28 protein-coding genes are annotated in these 25,621 nt (G+C 39.0%); 15 read left to right on the top strand and 13 right to left on the bottom strand.

The genetic code is table 11. From position 1 onward, the window contains the following. Positions 1-10: 10 nt before the first annotated feature. The 3 genes from K2F45_RS05170 to K2F45_RS05160 form a co-directional block, all read right to left on the bottom strand. The gene (locus K2F45_RS05170; protein ID WP_075991223.1) at positions 11-892 is read right to left on the bottom strand and encodes a DUF3347 domain-containing protein; all 882 of its coding nucleotides are present in this window, start codon (positions 890-892) and stop codon (positions 11-13) included. Between the two features lie 173 nt (positions 893-1,065). Beyond that, a complete protein-coding gene (locus K2F45_RS05165) occupies positions 1,066-1,470 on the bottom strand; it encodes a hypothetical protein (RefSeq protein ID WP_075991222.1) in 405 nt (134 codons plus the stop codon). A gap of 146 nt (positions 1,471-1,616) precedes the next feature. After that, positions 1,617-2,423, bottom strand: coding sequence for an alpha/beta hydrolase (locus K2F45_RS05160; protein ID WP_075991221.1), 807 nt, complete (start codon positions 2,421-2,423; stop codon positions 1,617-1,619). A 178-nt stretch (positions 2,424-2,601) separates the two neighbouring features. Here K2F45_RS05160 and K2F45_RS05155 point away from each other — a divergent pair, with 178 nt between their 5' ends. The 3 genes from K2F45_RS05155 to K2F45_RS05145 all read left to right on the top strand — a co-directional run bounded on the left by K2F45_RS05155 (position 2,602) and on the right by K2F45_RS05145 (position 4,166). Further along, positions 2,602-3,033 carry an SRPBCC domain-containing protein gene (locus tag K2F45_RS05155; RefSeq protein ID WP_075991220.1) on the top strand — a complete coding sequence of 144 codons (432 nt, stop codon included), beginning with the start codon at positions 2,602-2,604 and terminating at the stop codon, positions 3,031-3,033. Positions 3,034-3,202: 169 nt separating this feature from the next. After that, positions 3,203-3,661: a MaoC family dehydratase gene (locus K2F45_RS05150; protein ID WP_075991219.1), complete on the top strand. Its 459-nt coding sequence runs from the start codon at positions 3,203-3,205 to the stop codon at positions 3,659-3,661. Positions 3,662-3,701: 40 nt separating this feature from the next. Next, complete coding sequence (locus K2F45_RS05145) at positions 3,702-4,166, top strand: GNAT family N-acetyltransferase (protein ID WP_075991218.1); 465 nt, start codon at positions 3,702-3,704, stop codon at positions 4,164-4,166. Here K2F45_RS05145 and K2F45_RS05140 read toward each other — a convergent pair. After that, on the bottom strand, positions 4,163-5,137 hold the full coding sequence (locus K2F45_RS05140; RefSeq protein WP_075991217.1) for a YeiH family protein: 975 nt from the start codon (positions 5,135-5,137) through the stop codon (positions 4,163-4,165). The two genes, K2F45_RS05145 and K2F45_RS05140, sit on opposite strands and share 4 nt — an antisense overlap. Positions 5,138-5,382: 245 nt before the next feature. On the opposite strand from K2F45_RS05140, the gene K2F45_RS05135 reads away from it, so the two are divergent. After that, positions 5,383-5,742: a bleomycin resistance protein gene (locus K2F45_RS05135; RefSeq protein WP_075991216.1), complete on the top strand. Its 360-nt coding sequence runs from the start codon at positions 5,383-5,385 to the stop codon at positions 5,740-5,742. 76 nt (positions 5,743-5,818) lie between these two features. On the opposite strand, the gene cysM is transcribed toward K2F45_RS05135, so the two are convergent. The 4 genes from cysM to K2F45_RS05115 form a co-directional block, all read right to left on the bottom strand. Further along, a complete protein-coding gene (gene cysM, locus K2F45_RS05130) occupies positions 5,819-6,691 on the bottom strand; it encodes a cysteine synthase CysM (RefSeq protein ID WP_088160358.1) in 873 nt (290 codons plus the stop codon). Between the two features lie 5 nt (positions 6,692-6,696). Further along, complete coding sequence (locus K2F45_RS05125) at positions 6,697-7,506, bottom strand: serine O-acetyltransferase (protein ID WP_075991214.1); 810 nt, start codon at positions 7,504-7,506, stop codon at positions 6,697-6,699. Positions 7,507-7,627: 121 nt separating this feature from the next. Then, positions 7,628-8,011 (bottom strand): DUF3037 domain-containing protein, encoded by a 384-nt coding sequence (locus K2F45_RS05120; RefSeq protein WP_075991213.1) that lies wholly within the window; start codon positions 8,009-8,011, stop codon positions 7,628-7,630. Then, positions 7,989-8,786, bottom strand: a complete 798-nt coding sequence (locus K2F45_RS05115; RefSeq protein WP_075991212.1) for a HipA family kinase — start codon at positions 8,784-8,786, stop codon at positions 7,989-7,991. The genes K2F45_RS05120 and K2F45_RS05115 overlap by 23 nt, the downstream gene beginning before the upstream one ends. A 305-nt stretch (positions 8,787-9,091) precedes the next feature. On the opposite strand from K2F45_RS05115, the gene K2F45_RS05110 reads away from it, so the two are divergent. From K2F45_RS05110 to K2F45_RS05095, 4 genes are read left to right on the top strand one after another with little or no spacing between them, the layout of a single operon-like run. Continuing rightward, a complete protein-coding gene (locus tag K2F45_RS05110; protein WP_075994647.1) occupies positions 9,092-9,634 on the top strand; it encodes a DUF1599 domain-containing protein in 543 nt (180 codons plus the stop codon). Positions 9,635-9,641: 7 nt separating this feature from the next. Then, a complete protein-coding gene (locus K2F45_RS05105; RefSeq protein ID WP_075991211.1) occupies positions 9,642-10,826 on the top strand; it encodes a BT_3928 family protein in 1,185 nt (394 codons plus the stop codon). 5 nt (positions 10,827-10,831) lie between these two features. Next, the gene (locus K2F45_RS05100) at positions 10,832-11,347 is read left to right on the top strand and encodes a shikimate kinase (RefSeq protein WP_075991210.1); all 516 of its coding nucleotides are present in this window, start codon (positions 10,832-10,834) and stop codon (positions 11,345-11,347) included. Positions 11,348-11,350: 3 nt separating this feature from the next. After that, positions 11,351-12,289, top strand: coding sequence for a glycerophosphodiester phosphodiesterase family protein (locus K2F45_RS05095; protein ID WP_075991209.1), 939 nt, complete (start codon positions 11,351-11,353; stop codon positions 12,287-12,289). 61 nt (positions 12,290-12,350) lie between these two features. Here K2F45_RS05095 and K2F45_RS05090 read toward each other — a convergent pair whose 3' ends face one another. Next, positions 12,351-14,864, bottom strand: coding sequence for a cation-translocating P-type ATPase (locus K2F45_RS05090; RefSeq protein WP_248933044.1), 2,514 nt, complete (start codon positions 14,862-14,864; stop codon positions 12,351-12,353). 489 nt (positions 14,865-15,353) lie between these two features. On the opposite strand from K2F45_RS05090, the gene K2F45_RS05085 reads away from it, so the two are divergent. After that, a complete protein-coding gene (locus K2F45_RS05085; protein ID WP_075991208.1) occupies positions 15,354-15,719 on the top strand; it encodes a response regulator transcription factor in 366 nt (121 codons plus the stop codon). A gap of 36 nt (positions 15,720-15,755) precedes the next feature. Here the strand turns inward: K2F45_RS05085 and K2F45_RS05080 are convergent, their stop codons facing one another. Beyond that, positions 15,756-16,052, bottom strand: coding sequence for a hypothetical protein (locus tag K2F45_RS05080; protein WP_070564714.1), 297 nt, complete (start codon positions 16,050-16,052; stop codon positions 15,756-15,758). Beyond that, positions 16,030-16,269 (bottom strand): hypothetical protein, encoded by a 240-nt coding sequence (locus K2F45_RS05075; RefSeq protein ID WP_070564711.1) that lies wholly within the window; start codon positions 16,267-16,269, stop codon positions 16,030-16,032. The genes K2F45_RS05080 and K2F45_RS05075 overlap by 23 nt, the downstream gene beginning before the upstream one ends. Positions 16,270-16,593: 324 nt before the next feature. Here K2F45_RS05075 and K2F45_RS05070 point away from each other — a divergent pair, with 324 nt between their 5' ends. Further along, positions 16,594-17,118 (top strand): hypothetical protein, encoded by a 525-nt coding sequence (locus K2F45_RS05070; protein ID WP_070564708.1) that lies wholly within the window; start codon positions 16,594-16,596, stop codon positions 17,116-17,118. 67 nt (positions 17,119-17,185) lie between these two features. On the opposite strand, the gene K2F45_RS05065 is transcribed toward K2F45_RS05070, so the two are convergent. Continuing rightward, positions 17,186-19,501, bottom strand: coding sequence for a TonB-dependent receptor (locus tag K2F45_RS05065; protein WP_216640437.1), 2,316 nt, complete (start codon positions 19,499-19,501; stop codon positions 17,186-17,188). 116 nt (positions 19,502-19,617) lie between these two features. Between K2F45_RS05065 and K2F45_RS05060 the strand changes: the two genes are divergently transcribed. Then, positions 19,618-20,277, top strand: a complete 660-nt coding sequence (locus K2F45_RS05060) for a metal-dependent transcriptional regulator (protein WP_075991207.1) — start codon at positions 19,618-19,620, stop codon at positions 20,275-20,277. A gap of 195 nt (positions 20,278-20,472) precedes the next feature. Here the strand turns inward: K2F45_RS05060 and K2F45_RS05055 are convergent, their stop codons facing one another. After that, entirely contained in the window at positions 20,473-21,048 is a 576-nt protein-coding gene (locus K2F45_RS05055) for a 2,3-bisphosphoglycerate-dependent phosphoglycerate mutase (RefSeq protein WP_248933043.1), read from the bottom strand. A 372-nt stretch (positions 21,049-21,420) separates the two neighbouring features. On the opposite strand from K2F45_RS05055, the gene K2F45_RS05050 reads away from it, so the two are divergent. The 4 genes from K2F45_RS05050 (at position 21,421) to K2F45_RS05035 (ending at position 25,553) form a co-directional block, all read left to right on the top strand. Next, on the top strand, positions 21,421-21,795 hold the full coding sequence (locus K2F45_RS05050) for a BlaI/MecI/CopY family transcriptional regulator (protein ID WP_070564700.1): 375 nt from the start codon (positions 21,421-21,423) through the stop codon (positions 21,793-21,795). After that, positions 21,792-23,195 (top strand): M56 family metallopeptidase, encoded by a 1,404-nt coding sequence (locus K2F45_RS05045; RefSeq protein ID WP_075991206.1) that lies wholly within the window; start codon positions 21,792-21,794, stop codon positions 23,193-23,195. The genes K2F45_RS05050 and K2F45_RS05045 overlap by 4 nt, the downstream gene beginning before the upstream one ends. A 462-nt stretch (positions 23,196-23,657) precedes the next feature. After that, positions 23,658-24,260, top strand: coding sequence for an RNA polymerase sigma factor (locus K2F45_RS05040; RefSeq protein ID WP_075991205.1), 603 nt, complete (start codon positions 23,658-23,660; stop codon positions 24,258-24,260). A gap of 147 nt (positions 24,261-24,407) precedes the next feature. Next, complete coding sequence (locus tag K2F45_RS05035; RefSeq protein WP_075991204.1) at positions 24,408-25,553, top strand: FecR family protein; 1,146 nt, start codon at positions 24,408-24,410, stop codon at positions 25,551-25,553. Positions 25,554-25,621: the final 68 nt, after the last annotated feature.

Genomic DNA, 25,621 nt, shown 5'->3' with positions numbered 1-25,621 from the left:
ACGCAGCCGATTAGTTTAACGTTTCTACTGTACTTCCACAACTGATCATTTGTACGCCAAAGAATGGGTTTTTCACGGCATTCTCCTTACTTAACCAATGCGCTCCCTTGCCTTCATTAAACATGGGGCAGTGCTGATAATAAATAGGTCCATCCACTTTACTCACCTTCAGAAGCTCATACAACGTAGTTGAAAGAGATGCAAAAGCCACACGTTGCTTAGCCACATCTTTATTTTTAGTTATACCTGCCGCATCGGTTGCCAGCTTATCCATAACCTTCATCCATACGGTATGTTCATCGTGGCTAAGTTTATTCATATCGACAGCTTTGATTGCTGCTTGAAATGCCTCTGCCTGAGCTGCAGCTACCACCGCATCCGTCTTCACCAAAGCATCCTTTAGCGCAAAATAAGGATTTGTCAACTGCGCAAATGCGGTCTTTTCATCGGCTGATTTTGTGCTCGCCGAAGGTTGAATTATCGTTTGTAAGCCCTGGCTATGATTCGTATGATCGACCTGATGTTCAGTGCCATTTTTTAATGCTGGTTTTAGGATTCGTTCATATTGTTCAGCTTTTGCCAATTGAATATAAGCATCATCTGGAGCCAGAAATTTTTCATTGTCGAACCCCGCCAATGCAATACGCTTAAGGACCTCATCCGCGCTTGTTTTTGAAGAGTCGTAGGTAACAACTGCTAGCTTGGTTGTCTGATTCCAGTCAACTTTAGCAAATTGTCTGTCCTTGCCTTCTTTTTCAATGATCGTTTTAACAGCCGGAGTGTTTCCAAAAATCTTTACAGTCGCTGTCTTTGCATTTTTAATTTGTGCATGTGTATGTTGGGTGGATAGTAATACAGGGATTACCAAACCAAGTAATGAAATTAATCTCATGATTATGATATGTAGTATATAAAAGAATACTGACGAAAAACCTTTCTACAGCGATTTACTGTATTTGCGTATTGAATCCGATAGATTCAAAGGGATTTTCATAAGTTAAATAAACGAGATTTTGGATAGAGAAACCGATCCAAAAAGACATAGCATGGGCTATCAGTCTAACTTTAAGCGATCTGAGGAGGTTGCCAAATGGAAAAATAGGCATCTGCGCAATAAGGTTGTTTATAACGCGCATAAGCGTTTAATGCATCAGCATGCAAGGGTAAAATAAGCTGAGCTTCTATAACTGAAACAATAGGATTACATTGCAGGGAGGTGCGGCATGATTTTTCGCCACAATGTTTACCACAGTCATCCCCATGGTGATCTGATTTTGGCGATTCAGCTCTTTCATCTTTACAACAATCTTCTGTTCCGACGTCTTTTACCTGTTGTCTTTCATCAAGACAACAGGATTGTTCTTCCTGTTTTGGCTTTTCGGACGGTTCGTGGCAGGCAAATAACCTATAGGGTGCTAAAAAAAGCCCCAGCATACAGATTATAAATACGATATTGCGTTTTGCCCACATAACGAATTAAATTTGAAAAGTAGAGATGTGCTACTTTGGAGGTAAATTTCGGTAGAATTTACGAATGTACAATTGTAATATTTCTTATTTTGTTTATAATATTTTGATTTGCTGTATTTCCGATTCTCCGTCTGACCACATAAAAACTATTTTTCAAGTCTTTTGATCCAGTTAAGCATCAACAGACAGCCGGGTGCATACACTCCCCCATGATCAAAACCCTGCAGTTGGTACAACGAGGTTTTGGTATGCCCAACCTGTTTTAAGATCGCTGCTAAATGTGCGTTTTCCTCAAACCGTGCGGCCATTTCCAATTGTTGATCGCCAGTGATCAGGAGAATTGGCGGCGCATCCTTCCGTGCAAAAGAAAGTGGTGCAAACTGATCAATCTGGGGGATCACCATAGATTGCTCACGTTCCTTTTTAATTGTATAATGCGTATTTGTTTGCCCACTAATCGGCGCCAGTCCTTTTATATTATTTGCATCAACACCAAATTTTTGAAGGTAATGCTTATCCAAACCAACCATTAAAGCCAGATATCCACCTGCAGAATGCCCCGACACATAAATTTTTGAGGGATCTCCACCATAGCTGGCAATATGTGAAAATGTCCATGCAACAGCCTCAGCAGCATCTTCAATATAACTCGGCGCTTTCGCTTTGGGGCTTAGCCGATAATTTACCGCTACAACCGCTACACCTTTCTCTTTGAGTTCAAGTGGAATAAATTTATTTCCCTCCTCTAGTCCACCTCCATGAAACCATACGATGGTAGCAAAATTTTTACGATCAGTCGGGATATAGATATCCAATTTACAACGTTCTTTCTTATAAGAATCTGGTTCATCGGGTTTACAATAGGCAACGTCGGTTGTCGTTTTATATTGCTGCGCAAAAATCAAACTCGGTGAAAACAGAAAAAAGAAGATAATAAGCAATTTGGAGGACATATAAATCGTGTTTAAGTGTTAAATAGCTTAAAGTTAACAAAACTCAATCAAAACCTTTTGGTTGCACCAAAATAAGTTTCAACTTTACACTTTTTATTATATATTGATAATTATCTGACAACAGATATAACAAAACCCAAATTTTCCTGTTATTAATTTAGAAAACATCAAACATTTTATGGAACAGATAAAGATTGAAACCCATATCAACGTACGCGTAGAAACGATCTGGAATGCATATAACTCAGCCGAGGATATCATGCAATGGAACCATGCTTCAGACGATTGGCACTGTACAAGTTCAATCAATGATTTACGCATTGGCGGAAAGTTCAAAAACCGCATGGAGGCAAAAGACGGATCTATGGGCTTTGATTTTGAAGGCAGCTATACCGCACTTGAACCCTTTAAAAAAATAGCCTATGTTATGCCTGATGGCCGTCATGTTGAAGTCAACTTCAATGCAAAAAAGTCTGCTACGGATATCACGATAATTTTTGATGCAGAAACGGAAAATCCAATTGATATGCAGCGTAATGGATGGCAGGCCATACTCGAAAATTTCAGATCCTACGTTGAAAACACTTATGCAACGACACAACTCGGGTAACCGTATTAATGACGAACGAACTTAGCTTGTCTTTTCATGCGATCATCTTTTAAATAAAGGATATGCTTAGGATTCTTAAAAGTATAGTTATATTTAGCCACTAATTCATCTTCCCTTCTCCATTAAAAGCGGGGAACGATACCAACAAAACGCGATAAAAAGATTACATATGACAATAATTAACAATTATGAAGAGTACAAAGCCTTTGAAGGAAAATCATTAGGCGAATCCCAATGGCATGTTATTGATCAAAAACAAATTAATCAATTTGCGGATGCAACACTAGACCACCAATGGATTCATTTAGATAGCGAAAAGGCCAAAACGGATAGTCCTTTCAAATCAACTATTGCCCACGGCTATCTGACCTTGTCCCTCATTCCTTATTTATGGAAACAAATTGCTGAAGTAAGAAATGTCAAAATGGAAATCAATTATGGGATTGAAAACCTACGTTTTGCACAACCCGTTTTGGTTGACAATGCTGTACAGCTACATACACAAGTAAAATCAGTGGTCAATTTAAGAGGGGTTATTAAAGTTACCATTGAAGCTACATTGAAAATCAAAGACAGTGCAAAACCGGCTTACGTGGGTGATGTTATCTTTTTATATCATTTCAATTAATTCGAACATTAGACTATAGGCCATTGGCGAATTCTTATACATGCGCAATAGCTTTCAAATAAAACTTATTACAAATCATAAGGATTATCCTTATGATTTGTTGCTTTTAGCAGACGAAACCATTCATGCAATCGACAAATACCTCTATGAATCGATGGTTTATGTTGTCTATGAAACGGTAAAACCTATCGCTGTTTTCTGTTTATATCCGGTCAATACGGAAACATTAGAAATTAAAAACATCGCCGTATCACCAGAGTTTCAAGGCATGGGGCTCGGAAGTCAACTGCTTGATTTTATCAAGGAGAACTACCAGCAATACCCGAACCTGATTGTGGGTACCGCAGATTGTGGTCTGGCTCAAATTCGTTTTTATGAACGAAATGGCTTTGTTAAATACGCTATCCGTAAAGATTTTTTCATCGAAAATTATGAGCTGCCTATTTATGAAAATGGTCAACTGTTGAAAGATATGATTATGCTGAAGTATACGTTAAATGCCTAAAGACAAAAATAAATATAGACAAGTACCGGTATTGATAATCCCAACCACAGCACTACTCCTTGTAGTATTGCTTTAAAACCTACTGCCAACAAAACCTCCCTAGACAAACTTGCTCCAATTAAAAACAAAGTTAAGGTAAGCCCCATCTTTGAAATGGGAACGACATAGTCTCCTATATGCTGAAAAAAAGGGATATAACTTGTTAAGATAACCGCCAATACAAATAGACCAATAAAATATGGTATTTTAATGCTCGTCCCTTTGGTCTTGAATGCTACAGCACTTAAACAGGCGATCGGAATAATCCATAAAGCTCTAGTTAATTTTACGGTTGTCGCGACCTGTAGTGCTTCATTACCATACTTACTTGCTGCACCAACGACAGAACTGGTATCCTGTATAGCAACCGCACACCATAAACCAAATTGCGTCTGGCTGAGATCAAGCAGATGACCGACAACAGGAAATATAAATAAAGCAATGGCATTCAGTACAAATATGGTCCCTAGCGCCACACTTACTTGCTTCTCGTTGGCTTTTATCGTCGGTGAAACCGCCGCAATAGCACTTCCACCACAAATGGCAGTGCCGACAGAAATCAAATAAGCGGTTACCTTTTCCAACTTGAGTAACCTACCCAATAGATAGCCCAATGATAATGTTCCGAGAATAGAAATAACGGTTAACACAAACCCTTGCTTACCCGTTTGGATAGCCGTATCGATATTCATTCCAAAGCCAAGTCCAACGACAGAAATCTGTAACAAAATCTGTGTTGCCCTGTGGTTGACTGCCAGGAAGGGATGACCGATCCATTGTGCCACAATAATACCCAAAAGTAAGGCAAGCGGAGCTGAAACAAATGGGGTAAGACATAATACAAATAAGAGCATAAAAATGATTTCCCGAACGGAGACCTTTCGATTGAGTAGCTGCTTATAACGAATTGTCGTATTTATTTTTTTGTCCATGACAATGATACATTGATTTGGCACAAAATTGAATAACTCTCAATTATTTTAAAATACACAATTATAAATGAGTCATAACAATTGGTTATAACAAACAACTACATTTTAGCCAAAATAGCTAAAAAATACGTTATAAAAATGAAATAATCCTTATTGTTAGAACATTAAAATATTACGATAAATGATTATATTTCAAATAGGTTACTAAACATATGGATTAAACTCGACTTAATAATTATATACCGATGAAACTGACAGCCATTCATCCCAAACTGCCCATGCGTAACAAAACCATCACAAAGGATTTTTATCTACATAAACTTGGATTTTCATTATGTGGACCAGTCGATTACGACGGTTACCTGATGCTAAAAAAGGACCATATTGAAATTCATTTTTTTGAATTCCAAGAACTTCCACCCGAAGAAAATTATGGTATGGTTTATATACGCACAGACGATATTGATTGTCTGTATGAATCTTTTAAAGAAAATAATGTTGAGATTCATCCCAATGGTAAACTTGAGATGAAGCCTTGGGGTCAGCGTGAGTTTTCGATTTTAGATCCCGACAGCAATCTACTAACCTTTGGCGCCGATGCTTAGACATTGAAAAGCCCACTAAAGATTGCTAAAAATAAGCGAAGATCCGTAGTGGGCTTGGTATTGTTCGTATGGGTTCTTAGCCAAAAAGGTCTGAACTCAAATAACGATCACCTCGGTCACAGGCAATAAAGACAATAAGGCCTGCTTCGATTTCATTTGCAATTTTAAGTGCTCCGGCAAAAGCTCCACCGGTACTCATTCCGGCAAAAACACCTTCGCGCTTGACAAGCTCCCGCGCAAACTCGGTTGCTTCCTGTTGGGATATATCGATGACACGATCTACCCTGCTCGGATCAAAAATCTTGGGCAGATATGCTTCGGGCCAACGCCGTATACCTGGTATCGAGGATTCCGGAGTAGGCTGGCAACCTACAATCTGAATAGCTGCATTTTTCTCCTTCAGATAGATGGAGTTTCCCATAATTGTACCTGTAGTACCCATAGCGCTTACAAAATGTGTAATCTTTCCGTCTGTATCACGCCAGATTTCAGGTCCCGTTGTCTTGATATGTGCTTCGTAATTATCCGGATTTGCAAATTGATTCAATATAAAATAACCTTCTTTTTCGGCCTTTTCTTCTGCATAATCGCGGCATATTTCCATGGATTCCAATAAGGTGACTTTAGCGCCATAAGCCTCCATCGTAAGTGTTCGCTCCCGTGTTGAAGAAGCCGGCATCACAAGCTCAAGGTTAAGTCCATATATACCTGCAATCATAGCCAGTGCGATTCCGGTATTTCCACTCGTTGCCTCAATCAATTTGCTATCTTTTGTAATGTCACCGCGCTCCATCGCCGAGCGGATCATATTTAGTGCCGCACGATCTTTCACCGAACCAGCAGGATTATTCCCCTCCATTTTCGCAAATATCCGCACCTTGGGATTTGTATGAAATTGTGTTATCTCGACTAAAGGCGTATTTCCTATGGTATCTATGATATTTCCCATGGTATCTATATTATTGGTTTCGAATCTATAAATTTTGATGTGGCCTGATGATATACGGTGGTATAAGGCTCTACAGAACTTGTCAACCAAACATTCCCGCCAATGACCGAATGATGGCCGATGTGTGTTTCACCGCCGAGGATGGTGGCCCCTGAATAGATAATGACATGATCACCGATTGTCGGGTGGCGTTTTACATTGGAAAACACCTTATCAACACTCAGCGCGCCCAAGGTTACACCCTGATAAAGCTTCACGTAATTACCAATGGTGCAGGTTTCACCGATGACTAATCCGGTGCCATGATCAATATGCAGATGATGGCCTATCGTTGCTCCGGGATGGATATCAATACCTGTTTTAGAATGGGCATGTTCCGTCAATATGCGCGGTATCAAAGGAACACCCAAGCGATGCAGTTCATTGGCCATTCGGAAGATACAGATGGCAAAGAAACCGGGATAAGTACGTACGACTTCTCTTTTATTCTGTGCTGCTGGATCCCCATCCATCAATGCGTCTGCATCCCAGCACATCAATTCATAAAGCTGTGGAATCCGTTCAAAAAACTTGTGCGCTACTTCTGAGTGATTGCAGCTTTGACAAGCTTTGGATTTGCTCAGGAGTTGCTCCAGTTCTAATTCAAATTGTTCAAAAGCGAGCTTCACATCATCGACCGATTTCATCTCGCTAGAATTTCGTTCGGGAAAGAGCACATCCACAATTCGGATAGCCCAGCCGCAGATCTTCTTGTTAGAAGGCATTTCTAGAACAGCCAGTTGCTGTTCATAGATATGTTGATAAAAATCATGCATCTTCACTAGTTTATTAAAACAAATATACTATACAATATTGATAGATTAAGCCTTATTATCAAAACTTAGCCCCTTTGACCATCACGTATTGTCCCATGATCAAGGGTGCACATCTTTTAATTTACAGAACCAGACGCTCAAACAGCTCCTTCAATGTTGCTTCGGGGTCCTCACATAATCCGGGATGTGATGCCGAACATTGAATCAGGGTACTCCGCTTTGCGGTCAGCCATCGAAAGCGTTCGGTGATATCCAGTGCAGCAAGTTTGCCGGCATCTTTTTCGCCGTGGCAGATTCGTTGGAAAGATGAAAGATGATTTTCGATCAATTCCAATTCAATATCCGGACAAAGCGACCGTACCTTCTGTTCATTAACAAGATAAACCATCTTCGCAAAACGATACTTACGACAATAAAGAGCTACGCCTACATTGATAAATTCCTCTCGCTCCACCCGTGGTATCAAACGTACCACAGCATACTCATATACGGTCTTTTCTGGCATCTTCTATTTGTTTTACAAAAATGGATGAATTGGCTACACGCCGTTTCAGGAAAGAAACATACACTTCGCGCGCATCGGCTGCAGAGAGCTCACGTTCGGCATCTTCCAGCCATTCATCGGGTACCACCGCCAATATTCCGCGAAATACCGCCTCCGTAAAAACGGAACGGTATTCCTGATCTATTTTCTCCACCATACTTGCATTTTTGAGCAGTACGTGATCTTTAATCTGAACAAATGGTTTTAGGGATTGTTCTTCCCAATTATCCCAACTGTGATGAAAATATAAGGAAGCGCCGTGATCTATCAACCAAAGTTCTTTATGCCATATCAGCATATTTGTATTCCGCACAGTACGGTCTACATTCATCAAGAGTGAATCTAACCAAACAATTTTCGATGCTTCCTCCGCGCCGATAGCATCGACATTCGCGTCAAATGTGATTGCTCCACTCAGAAAATGAAGTCCCAGATTTTTGCCCACACTAAATTTGAGCAGATCCTGAATTTCTTCATCGGGTTCTGTACGGCCAAAGGATTCGTTCAACTCCGCAAATACAATTTCGGGAACTCTTAATTTGAGCAATCTCGCCAGCTCTCCACCGATCAATTCCGCAATCAATGCTTTTCGTCCCTGACCTGCCCCTCTAAATTTTATAACATAACTAAAGCCATCATCGGCATCGACTAATGCGGGTAAAGACCCTCCTTCCCGAAATGGCTGAACATACCGGATGATCTCTACTTCTCTAATAACAGGTTGTTGAAAATCCATGAATTTATATTTTTACTATCTTCAAAGTTGGCAAGACACCTTGCAAACTGATCAAACTTATCTAAAGTTACCGATATTTAAACGTTTGGGGATATAGGAAACGAGAAATTCACGCCATGCACTTGCACGATGCTGTTGCCCCTAGCCCCTGCGAACTTTTAATTGTGGTAATATCCAAAATTATTGTTTATATTTTAGCAATAAAGCACAAATTGTACATTCATTTGACCGTTGGAAGTATTATTTTCTAATTATATTTGTGGTGTAATCACAACTTGTCTCATCAAGTTTCTTCAATCAACGATATGGATACCATTCAGGAATATAACAGTGTTATCAAACATTGTCAGGATTTATTTATTAAAAAAACAAAAGATTATGGAACGGCATGGCGGATTATGCGCCTATCTTCCATTACGGATCAGATTTACATTAAAGCGCAACGTATACGCACGCTAGAAATCAAAAAGGTTTCCAAAGTGGGCGAAGGAATTGTTGACGAATATATCGGTATTATCAACTACTGTGTCATGGCCATGATTCAGACTGATTTAGGTGAAGATGGTGAAGAAAATTTGGATCCAACCTTTGTGAATCAGAAATATACAGAAAAGGTTACCGAGACCAGAGATCTCATGCTTGCCAAAAACCACGATTACGGTGAGGCATGGCGCGATATGCGTGTTTCTTCCATGACAGATCTGATCTTAATGAAAATACATCGCGTCAAACAAATTGAAGATAACGATGGACAAACCCTGGTCTCTGAAGGCATCCATGCCAACTATCAGGATATGCTCAATTACGCAGTTTTTGCATTAATTAAATTAGGAATCGCACAACAATAATCGGATTATGACAGCTACACAGCAGCGTACCAAAACAAATTATCTTTTAGGATTTTGCCGGATTTTTACGGGACTTCTTTTCATATTCTCAGGTTTTATTAAAGCAAATGACCCGACAGGGTTTGGCTATAAGCTTCAGGAATACTTTGAGGTCTTTCATCTCACAGCTTTTAATGAATACGCTACTGCCATCGCTGTAGTAATCTGTGGTTTTGAAATTTTGTTAGGAGCACTGTTATTATTGGGGGTCTATGCGAATACCGTTGCCTGGGGCCTGCTACTACTGATTCTATTTTTCACTTTTCTAACCTTCTATTCGGCATTTTTTGAGGTTGTGACCTCTTGTGGCTGTTTTGGGGATGCCATCCCACTTACTCCTTGGCAATCATTTTCTAAAGATCTGGTGCTCTTGGCGTTGATCCTTATTATATTTTTTAACCGAAAGCAATTACGATCAATTATCAAAGGATCAGGCAATCAATTCGTTGCTACTGTGATTACAGCGATTATCTCTTTAGGTATTGGTATCTATACCGTAAACTACCTCCCGTTTATTGATTTCTTACCCTACAAAGTTGGCAACAACTTACCTTCATTAATGGTGCTCCCTGAAGGCAAACAAGGCGATTTGTTTGAGCAAATCTATACCATGAAAAACAAAAAGACGGGTGAAACAAAAAAGGTCAATGACAAGGTCTATATGGCTGACAAGCTATGGGAAGATGAATCGTGGGAAATTATAGGTGAACCTGAGAGTAAATTGGTCAAAAAGGGATATGATATTCCTATTCCTGATCTCTTGATTACGGATGCTGACGGAGCGGACCATACGCAAGAAATCATTGCTAATCCGTATTACAATCTTGTTATCGTTGCAAAGGATCTTTCTTCGACCAATATTGATGCTATCCAAAAGATCAATCAGGCCGCCATCCAATTAACAAAAGATTATAATGGGCTTCGTGTTGTGCTATTGACTGCTTCGGCATCCAAAGACGCCCAATATCTGAGTGATAAAATGCAATTAATTGCGGAGATATTCTATGCCGATCTCATTCCTCTAAAAAGCATGGTCAGGGCAAATCCTGGTGTACTGCTCCTAAAAGGAGGCAACGTCGTCGGAAAATGGCACTATAATAACTTTCCGGATGCCAAAACCATTGAAGATAAATTTCTAAGTAAAGACAAATAGTACCTATGCCTAAACCTATATTTTTGATTGGTTATATGGGAAGTGGAAAAACTACCCTGGGTAAGAAACTTGCCACTAAACTCGAACTCCCTTTTATCGACACAGATGAGGAGATCGTAAAACAAATTGGCATGAGCATTACCGAATATTTTAGTCAACATGGTGAAGACGCATTCCGGGCATTAGAACGCGAGCAATTGCGTAAATTTTCTGAGAATGCTGCCGTCATATCTACCGGTGGTGGTGCCCCCTGTTTCTTTGACAACATGGAATGGATCAGGGCGAATGGATATGCCGTCTATTTACAGATGTCACCCAAAGCACTTTTTGACCGTCTTTCTCAATCTAAACTACACAAAAGGCCCATTCTAATCGGAAAATCACCTGAGGAACTACGGCTATTTATCGAAGAGAAGTTGAGCGAAAGAGAACCTTATTATACGCAGGCGCATCTGACAATCGACCAATTAAATACCAGTGTCGAGGCACTAGCCGATCTGATTAATCAGCACAATAGATAGACAATGAATATACGTATACGCCACTACTTCCTTTTATTGATCTGCTTTATCGTAAGCAGTTGCTTTCGTAACGGAGCCAATACGGATGGCTTGCCAGTGGGTAAACGTATACAGCTCCAAAATGTGGAGGAATTATATCAGTTTTTGACCTATGATGATAATCGTTATCCATTGGTCAGTTTGCATCGTGGTGGCCCCGCATCTGGATACCCCGAAAATGCAATCGAAACATTTTCCTATAATGCGAGCTTGCAGCCAGTCCTTGTTGAATGTGATGTTCGCATCAGTAAAGACTCAGCGCTGATATTAATGCATGACAATACGTTAAACCGAACAACCACCGGCAGAGGGCCTGTGAACGCCAGCAGTTTAACTGAGCTCAAAAAGCTTCGTCTATTGGACAATAACAAAAAGATAACGCCATATAGGATCCCCACGCTCGAAGAAGCACTTTCTTGGGGAAAAGGAAAGGTAATCTTCACCTTAGACATTAAAAATGATGTCCCTTATGAAGCCGTTATCAATGCTATTCGCAAACAAAGGGCAGAATCTAGCGTAGTCATCATCACGTATAGTGCCAACCAGGCGGCCAAAGTGCACAGTCTGGCTAGCGACATCATGATTTCGGCCTCGGTCAATAACCTGGATGACCTTGCTCGTCTAAATGAAAAAGATATCCCCGACAATCGCTTGTTAGCCTTCGTCGGAACACGTGAAGCAGACCCAGCATTAACCAAAGTACTACATGACCATGGAATCATGTGCATATTGGGTACACTGGGAAACTTAGACAGACAGGCCGACAAAAAAGGCTTTCAAGTTTATGCCGGATTTATTGATCGCGGTGCAGATATATTAAGTACAGATCGACCTACAGAGGCAGGGCGAGCGCTGAATTTCTACATCAAGAAAAGAGGAATTACTTCGAAATTTATTCAGTAAGATTCCTGGACTTGCGCCTAATTCTATTCGTTTAATACTTGGATTATCTCGATATATCCCTTCAATCTTTTTTAGCACGTACAATTCTCCCGATCAATTTATAGACCTCAAACCATAACACGGATGCTGCAGCCACGGAGAGCGCTATCCCCAATTCATATCCGCTCAGGGCTGCTACAGTAAAAAATTGGGCGACCGGAGCGACATATAATATCACGGCTAAAAATAGAAGCACAGCGATCGAAATACCCACGAGCAGCAAGTTTCGGTTTTTAAAACTTTCAAGGATACTATAGTGGAAAGATCGGTTAGCATAACTCAGCAAAACATTGGCAAAGATTAAAGTGGCGAAAACCATAGCCCTCGTTTTTTCCTCTGTTCCCCCCTGCTGAACAGTAAACTGATAAACAAATAGAATTCCTATAGTGATTATCAGGCCTTGAACAATGCTTATTCCGAGCTCATTTATACTCAAAAAAGTGTCGCCCATAGCTCTAGGAGGTCGTTTCATCGTATCCTTTTCAATAGGTTCATTTTCATATACAATCGAGCAGGTGGGCCCCATGACCAATTCGAGGAAGATCACATGCACAGGGCTAAAAATCTGCGGAAATACCCAGCCTAAAAACAAAGGTAGTGATACGGTCAAAATAATGGGGATATGAATAGAAATGATGTATTGAACCGCCTTCTTGATGTTTGCGTAAATCCTTCTTCCGGCTGCTATACCAATGATTAACTTTTGTAGATCGTCATTTGTGATAATTAACGCCGCGGCTGATTTTGCTATTTCAGTACCTTTATTGCCCATAGCAACGCCGATATGGGCCGCTTTTAATGCTGGGCCATCGTTTACTCCATCGCCAAGCATCGCCACAACCTCACCTTTCTTTTTAAGGGCATTTACAATAGCCAATTTAGCATCCGGAAACATTCTGGTAAATAAAGTTGTTTGCTCCGCTATCGACATAATTTCATCCCCGGACCTATTGACTATTTCACTGCCATTGATCGGTGGAGACAAAATACGAATTCCGGCCTGAGCCGCTATTGCTTTAGTCGTATCGGCATTGTCGCCAGTAATTACTTTGACTTTAATCCCGGCATCATAAATATCTTGGAACACTTCCTGGATACCTTTTTTGGGGGGATCATAAAATACGGTCAACCCTAAAAATTGGAACTCAAAATCCTGTTGCTTCGCGGGGAAATTATTGCCTTCGAATTTCGCTTTCCCCACACCCAATAGACGAAAGCCCTGCTCTCCATAGGATTTAACAATAGCCCTAATTTTATCTTTCTCACTATCGGGCAGCTTGGATACGCTAAGTATAGCCTCCGGCGCCCCTTTGGCAGCAATAATGCGATCTTTTCCTGTATTTTCGAAAAGATGGGTCATCATCGGCGGTTTACCATCTAAAGGATATTCATGAAATAATGCATATTCCTTTCTGAGGTCCTGTTTTTGCGTTTTTTCATATATTTTATGCAACGTAATTTCCATGGGGTCAAAAGGCACAGGCTCACTGCTCCACATCGCATAATCGATAAGCTCGCTTAAATCGGATTCATCAAACCTTTCCTGATCATAAGATGAATCCGTAGCATAATTATAGAGGTATTTCAATTGCATGGAATTCTCTGTAATGGTCCCGGTCTTATCTGTGCAAATCACCGTTGTACTACCCAAAGTTTCAACAATACTGCTTCTTTTGATTATAATCCCCTCCCGCATGAGTTTCCATGCACCAAGCGCCATAAAAGTTGTAAACGCAACAGGAATCTCTTCCGGCAATACAGACATGGCCAAAGTAAGTCCATTGAGCAAGCTCGCCACTAAATTACCACTGTCAATAAAACTGTATAGACATACGATTAAAAAAATTAGGATACCGACAATGGCCATTGCCTTTACAAACTTTTGGATTTGCACCTGCAACGGTGAAATTTCTTCCTTGATATTTTTGATCGATTCACCTATTTTCCCAACACGGGTCTCTTTACCGATTTCAGTAACTTCAAACACAGCCAGGCCTGAGACCGTAACCGTCCCGCCGTAGACCAGATTATCTTCAGATTTACTGTCCTTAAAGACGGAAAAACTCTCCCCCGTCAACGAAGATTCATTGACAGAAAAATCGTTACTATGTAGAATACGACCATCAGCGTTTATAATTCGACCTTCCTCTGTAATACAGAGATCCCCCACAACAATCTCATGTGTTGGAATTTCACTAACCTTCCCATTTCGAATCACGGTGCTTAATGGTTCATTCAGCTTTTCCAATTCCTCCAGGGCTTTTTTGCTACGATTATCCTGATAAAAAGAAATAGCCGTAACAGCAACAATAGCGACAAACATAAATACAGCCTCTCCGTAATTCCCCACAAAAACATAAATAATCGAGATGATAATCAACAGAATCAGCATAGGCTCCTTCAAAATATCCACAAGCAGTTCAAACCAGGTACTCTTGTGATTATCGCTCAATTGATTCCAACCATATTTAGCGCGAGAGGCATTAACCTCGGTTGTGGAAAGACCCTTCAGATTATCGGGAATATTATATGACATATCGAATGAACTAGGTTACCTAAATATAATGAATAATTCTTGTATCCAGGAGTTAAATCATCTGTCGACGATCATCTCCTTCACATGTAACATCATGTTACAATCTTTTATTTACAGCTTTTACTTTTTGTAAAAAAGAAAGGCTACATGACTTATCAGCAACATATTAGCATAAAATTTACCTGCTAATACTTTTCTTTTATTGCATATTTCTATTACAATGATATATTTGCGCAGAAATTCATTTGGGGACTTTGAATTTCATATTAGCCAAAAGCAATTTTACGATCATTTTTCCAGTAATGCCAAGACAGCTTCTTGCGATTGAAGTCCTTCTTTGCTACCTATGTTTTCAGATCATGTATAACACAAATAGAAGCTGGAAACTAAACATATATTGTAAAAATATTTCCTTACCTATCGTTAGATATGGAATAGCATCTAAACTTGCTGTGGCCTCCATAATAGTATATTAATAATAAAAACAAGATGGTCATCTTAATTGCAGAAGATAATGAATTGATATTACGGACAGTTCAATACAAACTGATCAAGGCAGGTCACGAGGTTATCACTACCAACAATGGAAAAGATGCAATTGAAAAGCTCAATACAATGGATCTCGATCTGATCATTACCGACATTATGATGCCATTTGCTTCGGGGATAGAAGTCCTTTCTTCCATAAAAAAGCTCGAGAAAAAAATCCCGGTTATTGTACTTTCCAACATGGGACAAGAGGAAGTCGTCATTGAAGCTTTTGACCTTGGCGCTTCAGATTTTATGGTGAAACCGTTTAGCCCAGAAGAACTCCTGTTGCGGGTCAAACGACTGACGATTAACAATCGTAATTAATCTGTATGGGGAGACTTTTAATATAACTACGGAATATTACCAGACATCACGATTCGATGCCCGAAGACTTTCCCGAGCATAATTCGCTACTTCATCATTTTCGTCCCCAGTTTTTAAACGTACCTGTAAATTTTCTAGCCAGTCGGCTAAAGCATCTAAAGCCGTTTCACCGTTTCCGAAAATGCCTTGATGCGGATCGGGCCCCAGTAAACACCAATACGACGTTTCTTCTCTAAATACAACGGGACGTAGCTCACGAATTTCAAAAGGTAATTCTTCTGAATCAAAATCCAATGGTACAATTTTATCTTCAGCTATTTTCATCTGTTCCATAACCCATTTCTACTTTTTTTAAATCTTCCTCTGGCCAGGTAAGCAGCTCCTTCAACAGATATGTTTTTGGTCCTCCATCTGCTGTATCATCAGCAAACTGTTTTAGAAATTCCTGCAGATCACCTTCGACTTTTATTAATTTTCCATCTTGAAGAACATCATATCCCGCTGCAATCCATTCTTCGATCCTTTCCGTATTAATTTGTAGTTTCTCCATCTGCTGTATTTTGTAGTATTTTAAATGCTGCTTTTTATAACATTTAATAACACCTCACCGATTAAAATTATAATAGCCATCAATAAAAAATAGCCTGAGCACTATTAAACCTTAAAAAAGCAGCTCTCTATTATAAGAACAATACTTTAATATATATGGTTGATTTTTTTTTTAGATTATCCATAAAAAAACCTACTAAAAAAGAGATAGTTACAAATCATTTATTGTTTGTCAAAATATCAAAAAAATCTTTGGCAAACTATTTGTTTGAACAGCGAAAGCTTTCTAATCGGAAACACACAACTTATATTTTTTTAAATTATCATGAAAAAAGTAATTCTACCTTTTCTAACACTTTTTACGCTACTATTTGTTGCTCATCAGCAAGCAAACGCACAAACTCCCTATCGGACAGCCATTGGTCTTGGAATAGACGTCGGCGATGGTCAAACATTATTCGGTCCACAGATAAAACACAATTTTGGTGGAAATGACGCTGGAAATGCACAAGTATTATTTGGAGACAATATTACTGTTATCGGCGTAGATTATTCATACAACAAACGTATTCCTGGATCTCGAGGTCTTTCATGGTACATTGGTGTTGGTCCACAAGTATCATTTATTGATTATGGTAAATGGCACGACGACTGGTATGACGACTACCATTGGAAAGATGGAAAAACACATACTGATTTTGCGATCCGTCCAGCTTTGGGTCTAGAGTTCAAAATACCTTCTGCACCATTGGCCATGCATTTCGACTGGAAACCTTGGTGGAATCTTTCTCATGGTTCTAATTTCGAGCCATCGCGTTTTTCTTTAGGATTTAAATTCGTTTTGAAATAGCATAACGCGAATACAAATAACAAAAATCCTGCTCATCATCGGTGTGCAGGATTTTTTGTTTTCACCATTAAGGTGTTTTTATCTTTACACCGACAAAGTATGTCCTTGGCATGTTGGGCCCATAAATGTAATTGCTATCGCGATTTTTCCCGGTATCAAAATCAGTTTGATACGCGTTAAAAATATTTTTTACCCCTGCATAAAGCTCAATGATATTTTTGTATTTCGGTAAGTTAAATGCATAAGCTACTTTACTATTGAGCTCCGAAAAGGCTCCTGTCCGTACCATTTGATCGTCAGGAAAATTATCTGCTCCCCCGACATGGGCAATACGCATATTTCCCGTGTAAACATAGTTTAAATTGACTGTCCAGGGTTTACTTGCTGTAATATTGAGGTTGGCAAAACCATATTCGTTGGGTGTTCGCAAAAATGATCGAATTGGAGCTACTCCTTCCAAATACGACACCGGACTATCATACTTGCTTTGCTGCACTGTCAATCCAGTTTCCAACTGAATCTTCTTAGCATAATTTGCACGTAATTCCAATGTTCCTCCGGCTACTGTTGCATTGTTTCCATTTCGCTTTTCAAAAATCTTCCCAAAATTATCTGCACCGATTTCCTCAAGTACAAATGCATTATTCAGATGCGTATAAAATCCTTCCAAGGTGAAGCCTGCTATCCACGTTTCAGTTGCTTTGTCGTAGTTTATCGAACCACTCAGGCTTTTTGAACGCTCCTCCCTTAAATCAGGGGATAACTGTACACGCGATACGCCGCCACCAGCAAACGCAATATGCAGGTCGGTGTCAAATGCCTGTGGCGCTCTAAAGCCGGTTCCATAGCTTAATCGAAATTGTGTTGTAGGGGCATATTTATAAAGGAGTGCTATTCGCGGACTGACAACAACTTTATGCAATAAATTATGTTTGTCAACCCGAACACCCGACAATACATTAAACTTAGCAGCCAAATCCCAATCACTTTGAAAGAAGCTTCCCCAATCTTTGGTATGCTGATCCACGAGATAATTATAACTCGGAATTTCGTCATAAACTTTGTCAGAAACATACTCCGACCCAATAGTCAATACATTACGACCATTAAAGAAATTGCGGATCTCATGATTCAATTGAAAACCTCCCTGAAGTGTTGTTGTTTTAGAATCCCCATAAGGTGGATGCTTGAGATGGTTTTCAATCGCCTCAGGATCATCTGGAAATACGCCGGTATAATGTTTTCTATTGGTATTTTGAAAAGCAGTATAGACGATGAATGCCGATTTATCTTGATTGAAGTTAATCTGATAATCCGTGCTTCCCATCCAAATTTTATGATGTCGCTCTTCTGACTGCTGTGTTAAATACGCAGGTTTATCGGTCATTTCACCACCGAACCGATATTCATTCAGGTTGCTTAAGGAGACTTCTAATTTTTGATTATCTGAAAACTGATAGAATGAATTAATTCCTAAAGAGGTATTTTCAATTTTGGGCATTTCAGAAAAATTATCACCATTTGCATCGTAGAAACCACGATCCCGCTTGTTAAAGAAGAATGAAGTTCCGGCATTCCCTTTCTCGTTGACCAATGTTGCATTACCCCCGAGGTTAAAATCATTTGTCCTCCCACCTATACGCTGATAGAAAGAATTGATTTCATAGCTGTTTGCCCGTGGGAGCTTTGTAATCACATTCACCGTTCCGGCAATTGCGCTTGAACCATACAATGAAGAGCCACCCCCGCGAACGACTTCAATTTTTTCAATCATATTGACCGGTAGTTGCTCCATACCATAGAGTCCAATCAACGGACTGAAAATTGGCCGACCGTTAATCAGAATCTGTGAATAACCACCCTGAAGTCCATTCATCCGCAATTGCGTATAGTTACAGGTCTGACAGTCTGTTTCTACGCGCAATCCGGGTTGAAACTTCAAACCCTCCGAAAGATTACACACTTGTAGATTGTCCAAAGTCTTGCTATCTAAAACATTTACCATTACAGGACTCTCTGTTTTGCGTTTAAATGTTTTGGTACCCGTTACTACAATTTCATCCAGTAAAAGTTCAGCCCCATCTAACTGAATATCTTTGGTCAATACCCCTGGACCGACTTTTACTGAATCACGGAATTCCTTAAATCCAATGTGTTTTACTTCCACTTCCCAGGTACCATGGGGGATACTTTCAACGATATACCTTCCCGAATTGTTCGACTTGGTACCTATCTGTAATTTTGGAATAACAACGGATGCTGCTCCTAACGGCACACCATTCTTATCGTAAACCTTACCAGTAACCTTACCTGTCTGTCCAAAGGAAATAAATCCTGTAAGCACCATGGCTATTGTCAAATGAGCACTGTACCCTTTCATCATGTTTTGCTTTTTTATGTTTATAAATTTAGATAAGCAAATCTAATAAGTTAGATTATACTAACAAAATAATTATAACATAATTATTAGACACGGCTAATATTTAATAAATTTGTCTTATGATTTCACAGACCGAAGAGAATTACTTAAAAGCATTGTATAACCTCACTTACCTAAAGGGTGATGCGAATGTCAATGAAATAAGTAAAAGGCTCGACATCAAGATGCCCACAGTAAATAGTATGATGAAAAAACTAGCCGACAAAGGTTTCGTTCATTATGAAAGCTATAAACCATTGCGGCTAACTGAAGAAGGAAAGAAAGAAGCCGCCCTTATTATCCGGAAACATCGACTTACTGAAATGTATCTGGTTGAGAAAATGGGGTTTGCCTGGGATGAAGTCCATCAGATTGCTGAACAGATTGAGCATATACATTCGCCCGAATTTTTCAGTAAAATGGATGAGTTATTGGGTTATCCGACGGTAGATCCCCACGGGTCGCCAATTCCCGATTCTAATGGGGTTATGCCTTTGGAAAACTATGTGTTTCTAAATAGTTGTAAAGTAGGTGATATAGTTACATTAATGGCGGTTCAGCCATCTTCTAAGGAGCTTTTACAATATTTGACAGCGAAAAATCTCGAGCTCGGTACGACTTTAACAATCAAATCAATAGAACCGTTTGATGCTAGCATCACAGTGGAATACAAAGACAGGCCAATAGAAGTCCTAAGCAGCAAAGTCACCGCAACACTACTTGTACGACTTATCGCCTAACTAGGAGAGAATGAGATCAAAATGTTATTTTTTGAAATGAAATATACTGTTATTTCTCTTTGTTAAGAAAAAAAATGTTAGACACAACTAACAAAAACAAGTGAATATTTAAAATGCTAAACCCGGAGAATCTATAGAAATACGATAAATTATCAGTCTCTACAGTTCAACTATCAATTTGTAAAAATTGAGCGTTTATTCTTCAATTTGATACTTGATCGGTTGCCCGGTAGCAATCTCCCGTTCCAATATCTGTTCCGGAGAAAGATGTTCCAAAAACATAATCAGCGCCCTTAAGCTATTGCCGTGCGCAACAACGAGTACATTTTTACCTTCTTTCAGTTTGGGTGCTATAAAACGTTCATAATATGGAATAACACGTTCGTATGTATCTTTAAGGCTCTCACCTCCAGGCGGAGGCACATCAAAAGATCTGCGCCAGATATGCACCTGTTCAGCACCATATTTTTCGGCTGTTTCGGCCTTATTCAAGCCCTCAAGCTTTCCATAACCTCGTTCATTCAAAGCAGCGTCTATAACAACGGGGATGTGAGGATCGCCCATTTCATGCAAAATAATCCTTAACGTATGCTGCGCTCTTATAAGTGTCGAGGTATATGCTATATCAATTGGTTCATTTGCCAAAGCCAATCCTGCCTGCCGAGCTTCCTGTTGTCCCAATTCAGTAATATCAACATCTTGCCATCCCGTAAAGCGATTTTCTAAATTCCATTGCGACTGTCCATGCCGGACTAAAAAAAGTTTTGCCATTATTTATCCAAAGTTTTTCTAAACGGTCTCTCACTACGCACCAACATCATATATAATAGCGATACATTCTATTTTGTTTTATTTATACCACTAAGTCCTTGTCTAATCATCTAAACCTGGGATCGAAGTACGTCAATATCAAACGACAGGTCCCTTAGTTAAACCAATATACTGACATATTCTGTTCCCCTATTATTTGTAAAAGCTTATCGGTTATATCTGGGAACAGCAACTAATTTTACGGTGAAAATTATCTACATCCTCAAAAAAAAAAAAAAAATAAACACTTATAAATCAACAAAATAAAAAAATAATAAATTATTTAACATACTTTAATTCTACACAATGTAGAATATATTCTATATTTGTAGTATGAATAAATTATCAGCTACGGAAGAACAATTGATGGGCTACATCTGGGACATGAAAAAAGCTTTTATGAAAGATCTTATGGAAGCGTATTCTGAACCTAAACCGGCGCCAACAACTGTTGCTACATTATTGAAGAGAATGACTGAAAAGGGAGCGATATCTTATGTGCTTTATGGAAATTCGAGAGAGTATTATCCACTAATCGATAAAGACAGCTATTATTTAGCACATGTAAATGATATCGTAGAAAGCTACTTCGACAATTCAGCATTAAAATTTGCTTCTTTTTTCACTAAACAATCTCAGCTGAGCAAAGAGCAATTGGAGGAACTGAAAAATATAATTGATTCCGAAATTAAAAACAAAGAGACATGATGCTATATATTGGAAAACTGATAGCCTGTTCGGGTTTACTCTATCTTATTTATTGGTCAATACTACGCAACCAAAAACTACTGCTATTCAACCGTTGTTATTTACTCGGGATTATCCCCCTATCTGTCATCATTCCATTGTTACAGATCGCTGTCCCATTTGATGTTTTCAACTTACTGAACGACAGAAACAGTGATGTTACCCCTGCGGGGCCGATCATTAAACAGCCCGCAACAGATTCAGCGCTCTTCAATAATTATCACGTCGATTGGTACGATGTCGCTCTGCTGATGTATGTAATTGTCACCATTGCATTACTTCTGAGACAAGTATGGTTATACCGCAAATTCCTATATTATATCCGAAGTGCCACACCAACCCATGAACAGTCCATTTATTGTATACATGGTTTAAAAACACCCTTTTCCTTTTTTCAAAAAATTTATGTTCCCAAAGATGCCTATCAACAGGGCGGTATTGATCAGTCAATTATAACTCACGAACGGGCCCATGCCAATCAACGCCATTCGATGGATGTACTTTTCATACAGATTTTGGGTATATTTTTGTGGTTCAATCCCTTCATTTATCTCATTCAGAAATCGATCCGACAAACTCATGAATACCTTGCAGATAATGCCGTAGTCAAGATTCATGAAAAGTTAAGATACCAACATTTGATTATCGAGTGGAGCATGTCCACCCCTGATATAAACACATTACCGGCCAGTAATTTTAATTTCTTAACAACAAAAAAACGATTAATTATGTTACAAAAAAGAACAACCCGAAGTAAACTCTTGCTAATGCCCGGGCTTACTTTATTACTGACAGTAGCGATATCTACATTGTTTTCAACACATGTGGAAGCACAGAAAACAACGCCGACCACGACAAAAAAAGCGGCGGCTACCAACACCGCAATAAGGCCCGCTGCATCAAGGCGACCGGACGCTCCTAAAACTAGTGGAAGATCTCCTAAATCACCGACAAAAGAAATGGTTCCGCCAATGATATCCCAGCGCAGGTCTTCTTCCCAACAAGAAGGTAATGTACGTTCCCCGGAACCTCGGAAAAGACCTGCTCCACCTCAAAATTCCCCAAAAATAATCGATGAGGTACATGTTGAGCGAATCAAATTTGCGGAGCCTCAAAAAGAGTCTACTCCATCAAAAAGAGTTTCACCGATAGTCGAAGAAGTGCAAGTAGCACCTAAAATTGAGGAAGTCAAGGTCGAGAATATTCAACCGCGTCAACCAAAACGTATCAATCTTTCTGCGAATGCGACTGTCAGTTCAAATCAAGATCAAAAAGATATTCAAGTTAAGGAGGAAACGCCCGTAAAGATCGTCCTTAAAATGAAACCCGAAGTAGAAGTAAAATCTGTAAACAAAAAATAGATAGCAGAATTCTTAGGAATACAATAAGAGGAATACAATTCCTCTTATTGCGATATGTCTACCCCTCACAATTACTCACCTATAAACCAGAATGTTGTTTAGATCATTCAAAATTTAATGTACCAACTCTTCTTATAGATAGTGATATAATCTAAAATCAAGTTAAAAACAAACATCAGTATTTTCCAAAATATAATTAAGGATTGGATTCGGGTTTACAAAAACGATAAATTCTACTGTAGTTTATTTTTAAAGCAATCGTTTGCGTAAAAAAATTGTATAAAAACCAAATAACAAATCGGTAACATTGTAGAAGAGTACCAGTAGTATACCAACAATATACTCTAATATACTTGTTGTATTCATCTGCTATCATTAAGATAATACTGCTACTATACGGTATGATACCCAATTATTAAATTCTGATCAGGAGGAATTTGGTTTTAAATACAAGTTTAAATTATGGAGGCATGTAAAAATGATGAGTTGGCCTTACTGCGCGCTCTTAAGTCGAGCAATCATAAGGCATTTGAGGTGCTCTACTATCGCTATAGCCCTAGACTTTACCGTCATATACTTAACCTAGTCAAAATACCTGCCTGTGCAGAAGAAATCCTTCAGGATGTATTTCAGAAATTATGGGAGAGGCGCGGTGAAATAGACCCCGACAAGTCCTTTCAGTCTTATCTCTTCACTATTGCTAAACACCTCGTGTATGATTTCTTTCATAAAGAGATCAAAAATCGAAATCTAAAAGAGTTGATTATTTCCATTTCAACATCAGACTATTCCCACATTGAGGAGGAATATGCGTACAAAGAGTCTAAAAAAATTGTCAATCAAGCCATTGAAAACTTATCTCCAAAACGCAAACTCATTTATACCTTATGCAAAATAGAGGGGAAAACCTATGAGGAGGTCAGTAGTTCCTTAGGTATCTCCACTTCTACGATCAGTGACCATATCGTGAAAGCTACAAAACAGATTCAGAGCTTCTGTTTGAGCAAGGAAATTACACCGTCCCTGTTAATTGCTCTTATCAGTGCCGTATTAAATCAAAAATAAGACACTCGCTGTTTCTATCGACAAACAGGTCACTTCCATAGGTATTCAAACAGACCTTTTTAAATCCTTTTCTTTTTTTTACTTTTTTTTAAAATCAGAGCAGAGGACAGGCTCTAATTTTCCGTATTATATATAAATAGCCAATCAGTGAAAGATTCAAAACATATAAAACTATTATTTGAAAGATATCTCAATAACCACGCTTCAAGAGAAGAGACGGCGGAGCTATTTCAATATTTTCAGGATACGAATAACAAGGAGGCGCTTGAACAGATGATCGAGAACCAACTTGAATCTCGGGACAAGGAAGAACTTATAGACAAGATGATTTTAGACCGTGTTTTTGGTAAAATTGATCTTGACACCGAACCACAAAATATCAAAAGTCCTACATGGTATAAAACTACAGGCGTTGCAGCTGCCATCATACTGATTATCTCTATCTCTTATTTATTTCTTAACCGCAGCACATATAATGATCATACAGCAACCATTATCGAACCTGGTCGCGATAAAGCAACACTTGTGCTTTCTTCTGGTAAAACGATCGTACTGGAGGATGTTGCGAATGGAAAATTAACGGAAGAGCTCGGCACAACAATTGAAAAAACAGAAAAAGGCGGAATTAATTATAAAATTGAGGGAAATACCGATGTACGCATCGCTATGAATCTTTTGAATGTACCAAAGGGCGGGCAATTCCAGATAACCCTTTCTGATGGCACAAAAGTTTGGCTAAATTCCAATTCCAGCCTTAAATATCCAAGTGCATTTTCAACCTCTGAACGCCGTGTAGAACTGACGGGTGAAGCCTACTTTGAAGTGTCAAAAAATAAACAAAAACCATTTATTGTCGAAACTTCGCTTCAAAAGGTCGAAGTCTTAGGGACTAAATTCAATATCAATGCCTACGATGATGAATCTTCCACACAGACATCCCTTGCAGAAGGGTCTGTAAGAGTGAGTTGCAAAAACAATACAACCTTACTAAAACCAGGACAACAATCTACGTTAACGGATCAAAATATCGCAGTAAGATCAATAAACCTGGATCAAGTATTAGATTGGAAAAATGGTGATTTCAACTTTTCCAATAACAACTTAAAGGAAATCATGCGTAAAATTTCGCGCTGGTATAACATTGAAGTAATTTTTGAAGGTCCCATTTCACAGGAAACCTATGTCGCTCAAATTTCTAGAAAAAAACGATTAAACGATGTATTAAGAGCACTTCAGCTTTCCGGTTCCATCAAGTATAGCATACGAAACAATAAACTGTACATATCGCAATAAACTATAACACACATTAATAACCACTGATTATGAAAGAAACCAGTCCAGCCTAAACATTTCTTCCAAAA

The sequence above is a fragment of the Sphingobacterium siyangense genome (genome assembly GCF_023277505.1).
GTDB classification, from domain to species: Bacteria; Bacteroidota; Bacteroidia; order Sphingobacteriales; family Sphingobacteriaceae; genus Sphingobacterium; species Sphingobacterium siyangense.
The sequence above is the reverse complement of the archived record's forward strand: the minus strand, read 5'-3'. Positions and strand labels throughout refer to the sequence as shown.

What these genes read in the sequence shown, in the direction of transcription:
- K2F45_RS05075 (WP_070564711.1), bottom strand. Translation starts at nt 16,269, where the DNA reads ATGGAGAAACTACAAATTAATACGGAAAGGATCGAAGAATGGATTGCA.
- K2F45_RS05150 (WP_075991219.1), top strand. Translation starts at nt 3,203, where the DNA reads ATGACAATAATTAACAATTATGAAGAGTACAAAGCCTTTGAAGGAAAA.
- K2F45_RS05115 (WP_075991212.1), bottom strand. Translation starts at nt 8,786, where the DNA reads ATGGATTTTCAACAACCTGTTATTAGAGAAGTAGAGATCATCCGGTAT.
- K2F45_RS05140 (WP_075991217.1), bottom strand. Translation starts at nt 5,137, where the DNA reads ATGGACAAAAAAATAAATACGACAATTCGTTATAAGCAGCTACTCAAT.
- K2F45_RS05120 (WP_075991213.1), bottom strand. Translation starts at nt 8,011, where the DNA reads ATGCCAGAAAAGACCGTATATGAGTATGCTGTGGTACGTTTGATACCA.
- K2F45_RS05080 (WP_070564714.1), bottom strand. Translation starts at nt 16,052, where the DNA reads ATGGAACAGATGAAAATAGCTGAAGATAAAATTGTACCATTGGATTTT.
- K2F45_RS05085 (WP_075991208.1), top strand. Translation starts at nt 15,354, where the DNA reads ATGGTCATCTTAATTGCAGAAGATAATGAATTGATATTACGGACAGTT.
- K2F45_RS05040 (WP_075991205.1), top strand. Translation starts at nt 23,658, where the DNA reads ATGGAGGCATGTAAAAATGATGAGTTGGCCTTACTGCGCGCTCTTAAG.
- K2F45_RS05160 (WP_075991221.1), bottom strand. Translation starts at nt 2,423, where the DNA reads ATGTCCTCCAAATTGCTTATTATCTTCTTTTTTCTGTTTTCACCGAGT.
- cysM (WP_088160358.1), bottom strand. Translation starts at nt 6,691, where the DNA reads ATGGGAAATATCATAGATACCATAGGAAATACGCCTTTAGTCGAGATA.
- K2F45_RS05125 (WP_075991214.1), bottom strand. Translation starts at nt 7,506, where the DNA reads ATGCATGATTTTTATCAACATATCTATGAACAGCAACTGGCTGTTCTA.
- K2F45_RS05145 (WP_075991218.1), top strand. Translation starts at nt 3,702, where the DNA reads ATGCGCAATAGCTTTCAAATAAAACTTATTACAAATCATAAGGATTAT.
- K2F45_RS05065 (WP_216640437.1), bottom strand. Translation starts at nt 19,501, where the DNA reads ATGATGAAAGGGTACAGTGCTCATTTGACAATAGCCATGGTGCTTACA.
- K2F45_RS05170 (WP_075991223.1), bottom strand. Translation starts at nt 892, where the DNA reads ATGAGATTAATTTCATTACTTGGTTTGGTAATCCCTGTATTACTATCC.
- K2F45_RS05110 (WP_075994647.1), top strand. Translation starts at nt 9,092, where the DNA reads ATGGATACCATTCAGGAATATAACAGTGTTATCAAACATTGTCAGGAT.
- K2F45_RS05155 (WP_075991220.1), top strand. Translation starts at nt 2,602, where the DNA reads ATGGAACAGATAAAGATTGAAACCCATATCAACGTACGCGTAGAAACG.
- K2F45_RS05055 (WP_248933043.1), bottom strand. Translation starts at nt 21,048, where the DNA reads ATGGCAAAACTTTTTTTAGTCCGGCATGGACAGTCGCAATGGAATTTA.
- K2F45_RS05095 (WP_075991209.1), top strand. Translation starts at nt 11,351, where the DNA reads ATGAATATACGTATACGCCACTACTTCCTTTTATTGATCTGCTTTATC.
- K2F45_RS05135 (WP_075991216.1), top strand. Translation starts at nt 5,383, where the DNA reads ATGAAACTGACAGCCATTCATCCCAAACTGCCCATGCGTAACAAAACC.
- K2F45_RS05165 (WP_075991222.1), bottom strand. Translation starts at nt 1,470, where the DNA reads ATGTGGGCAAAACGCAATATCGTATTTATAATCTGTATGCTGGGGCTT.
- K2F45_RS05070 (WP_070564708.1), top strand. Translation starts at nt 16,594, where the DNA reads ATGAAAAAAGTAATTCTACCTTTTCTAACACTTTTTACGCTACTATTT.
- K2F45_RS05050 (WP_070564700.1), top strand. Translation starts at nt 21,421, where the DNA reads ATGAATAAATTATCAGCTACGGAAGAACAATTGATGGGCTACATCTGG.
- K2F45_RS05090 (WP_248933044.1), bottom strand. Translation starts at nt 14,864, where the DNA reads ATGTCATATAATATTCCCGATAATCTGAAGGGTCTTTCCACAACCGAG.
- K2F45_RS05100 (WP_075991210.1), top strand. Translation starts at nt 10,832, where the DNA reads ATGCCTAAACCTATATTTTTGATTGGTTATATGGGAAGTGGAAAAACT.
- K2F45_RS05045 (WP_075991206.1), top strand. Translation starts at nt 21,792, where the DNA reads ATGATGCTATATATTGGAAAACTGATAGCCTGTTCGGGTTTACTCTAT.
- K2F45_RS05105 (WP_075991211.1), top strand. Translation starts at nt 9,642, where the DNA reads ATGACAGCTACACAGCAGCGTACCAAAACAAATTATCTTTTAGGATTT.
- K2F45_RS05060 (WP_075991207.1), top strand. Translation starts at nt 19,618, where the DNA reads ATGATTTCACAGACCGAAGAGAATTACTTAAAAGCATTGTATAACCTC.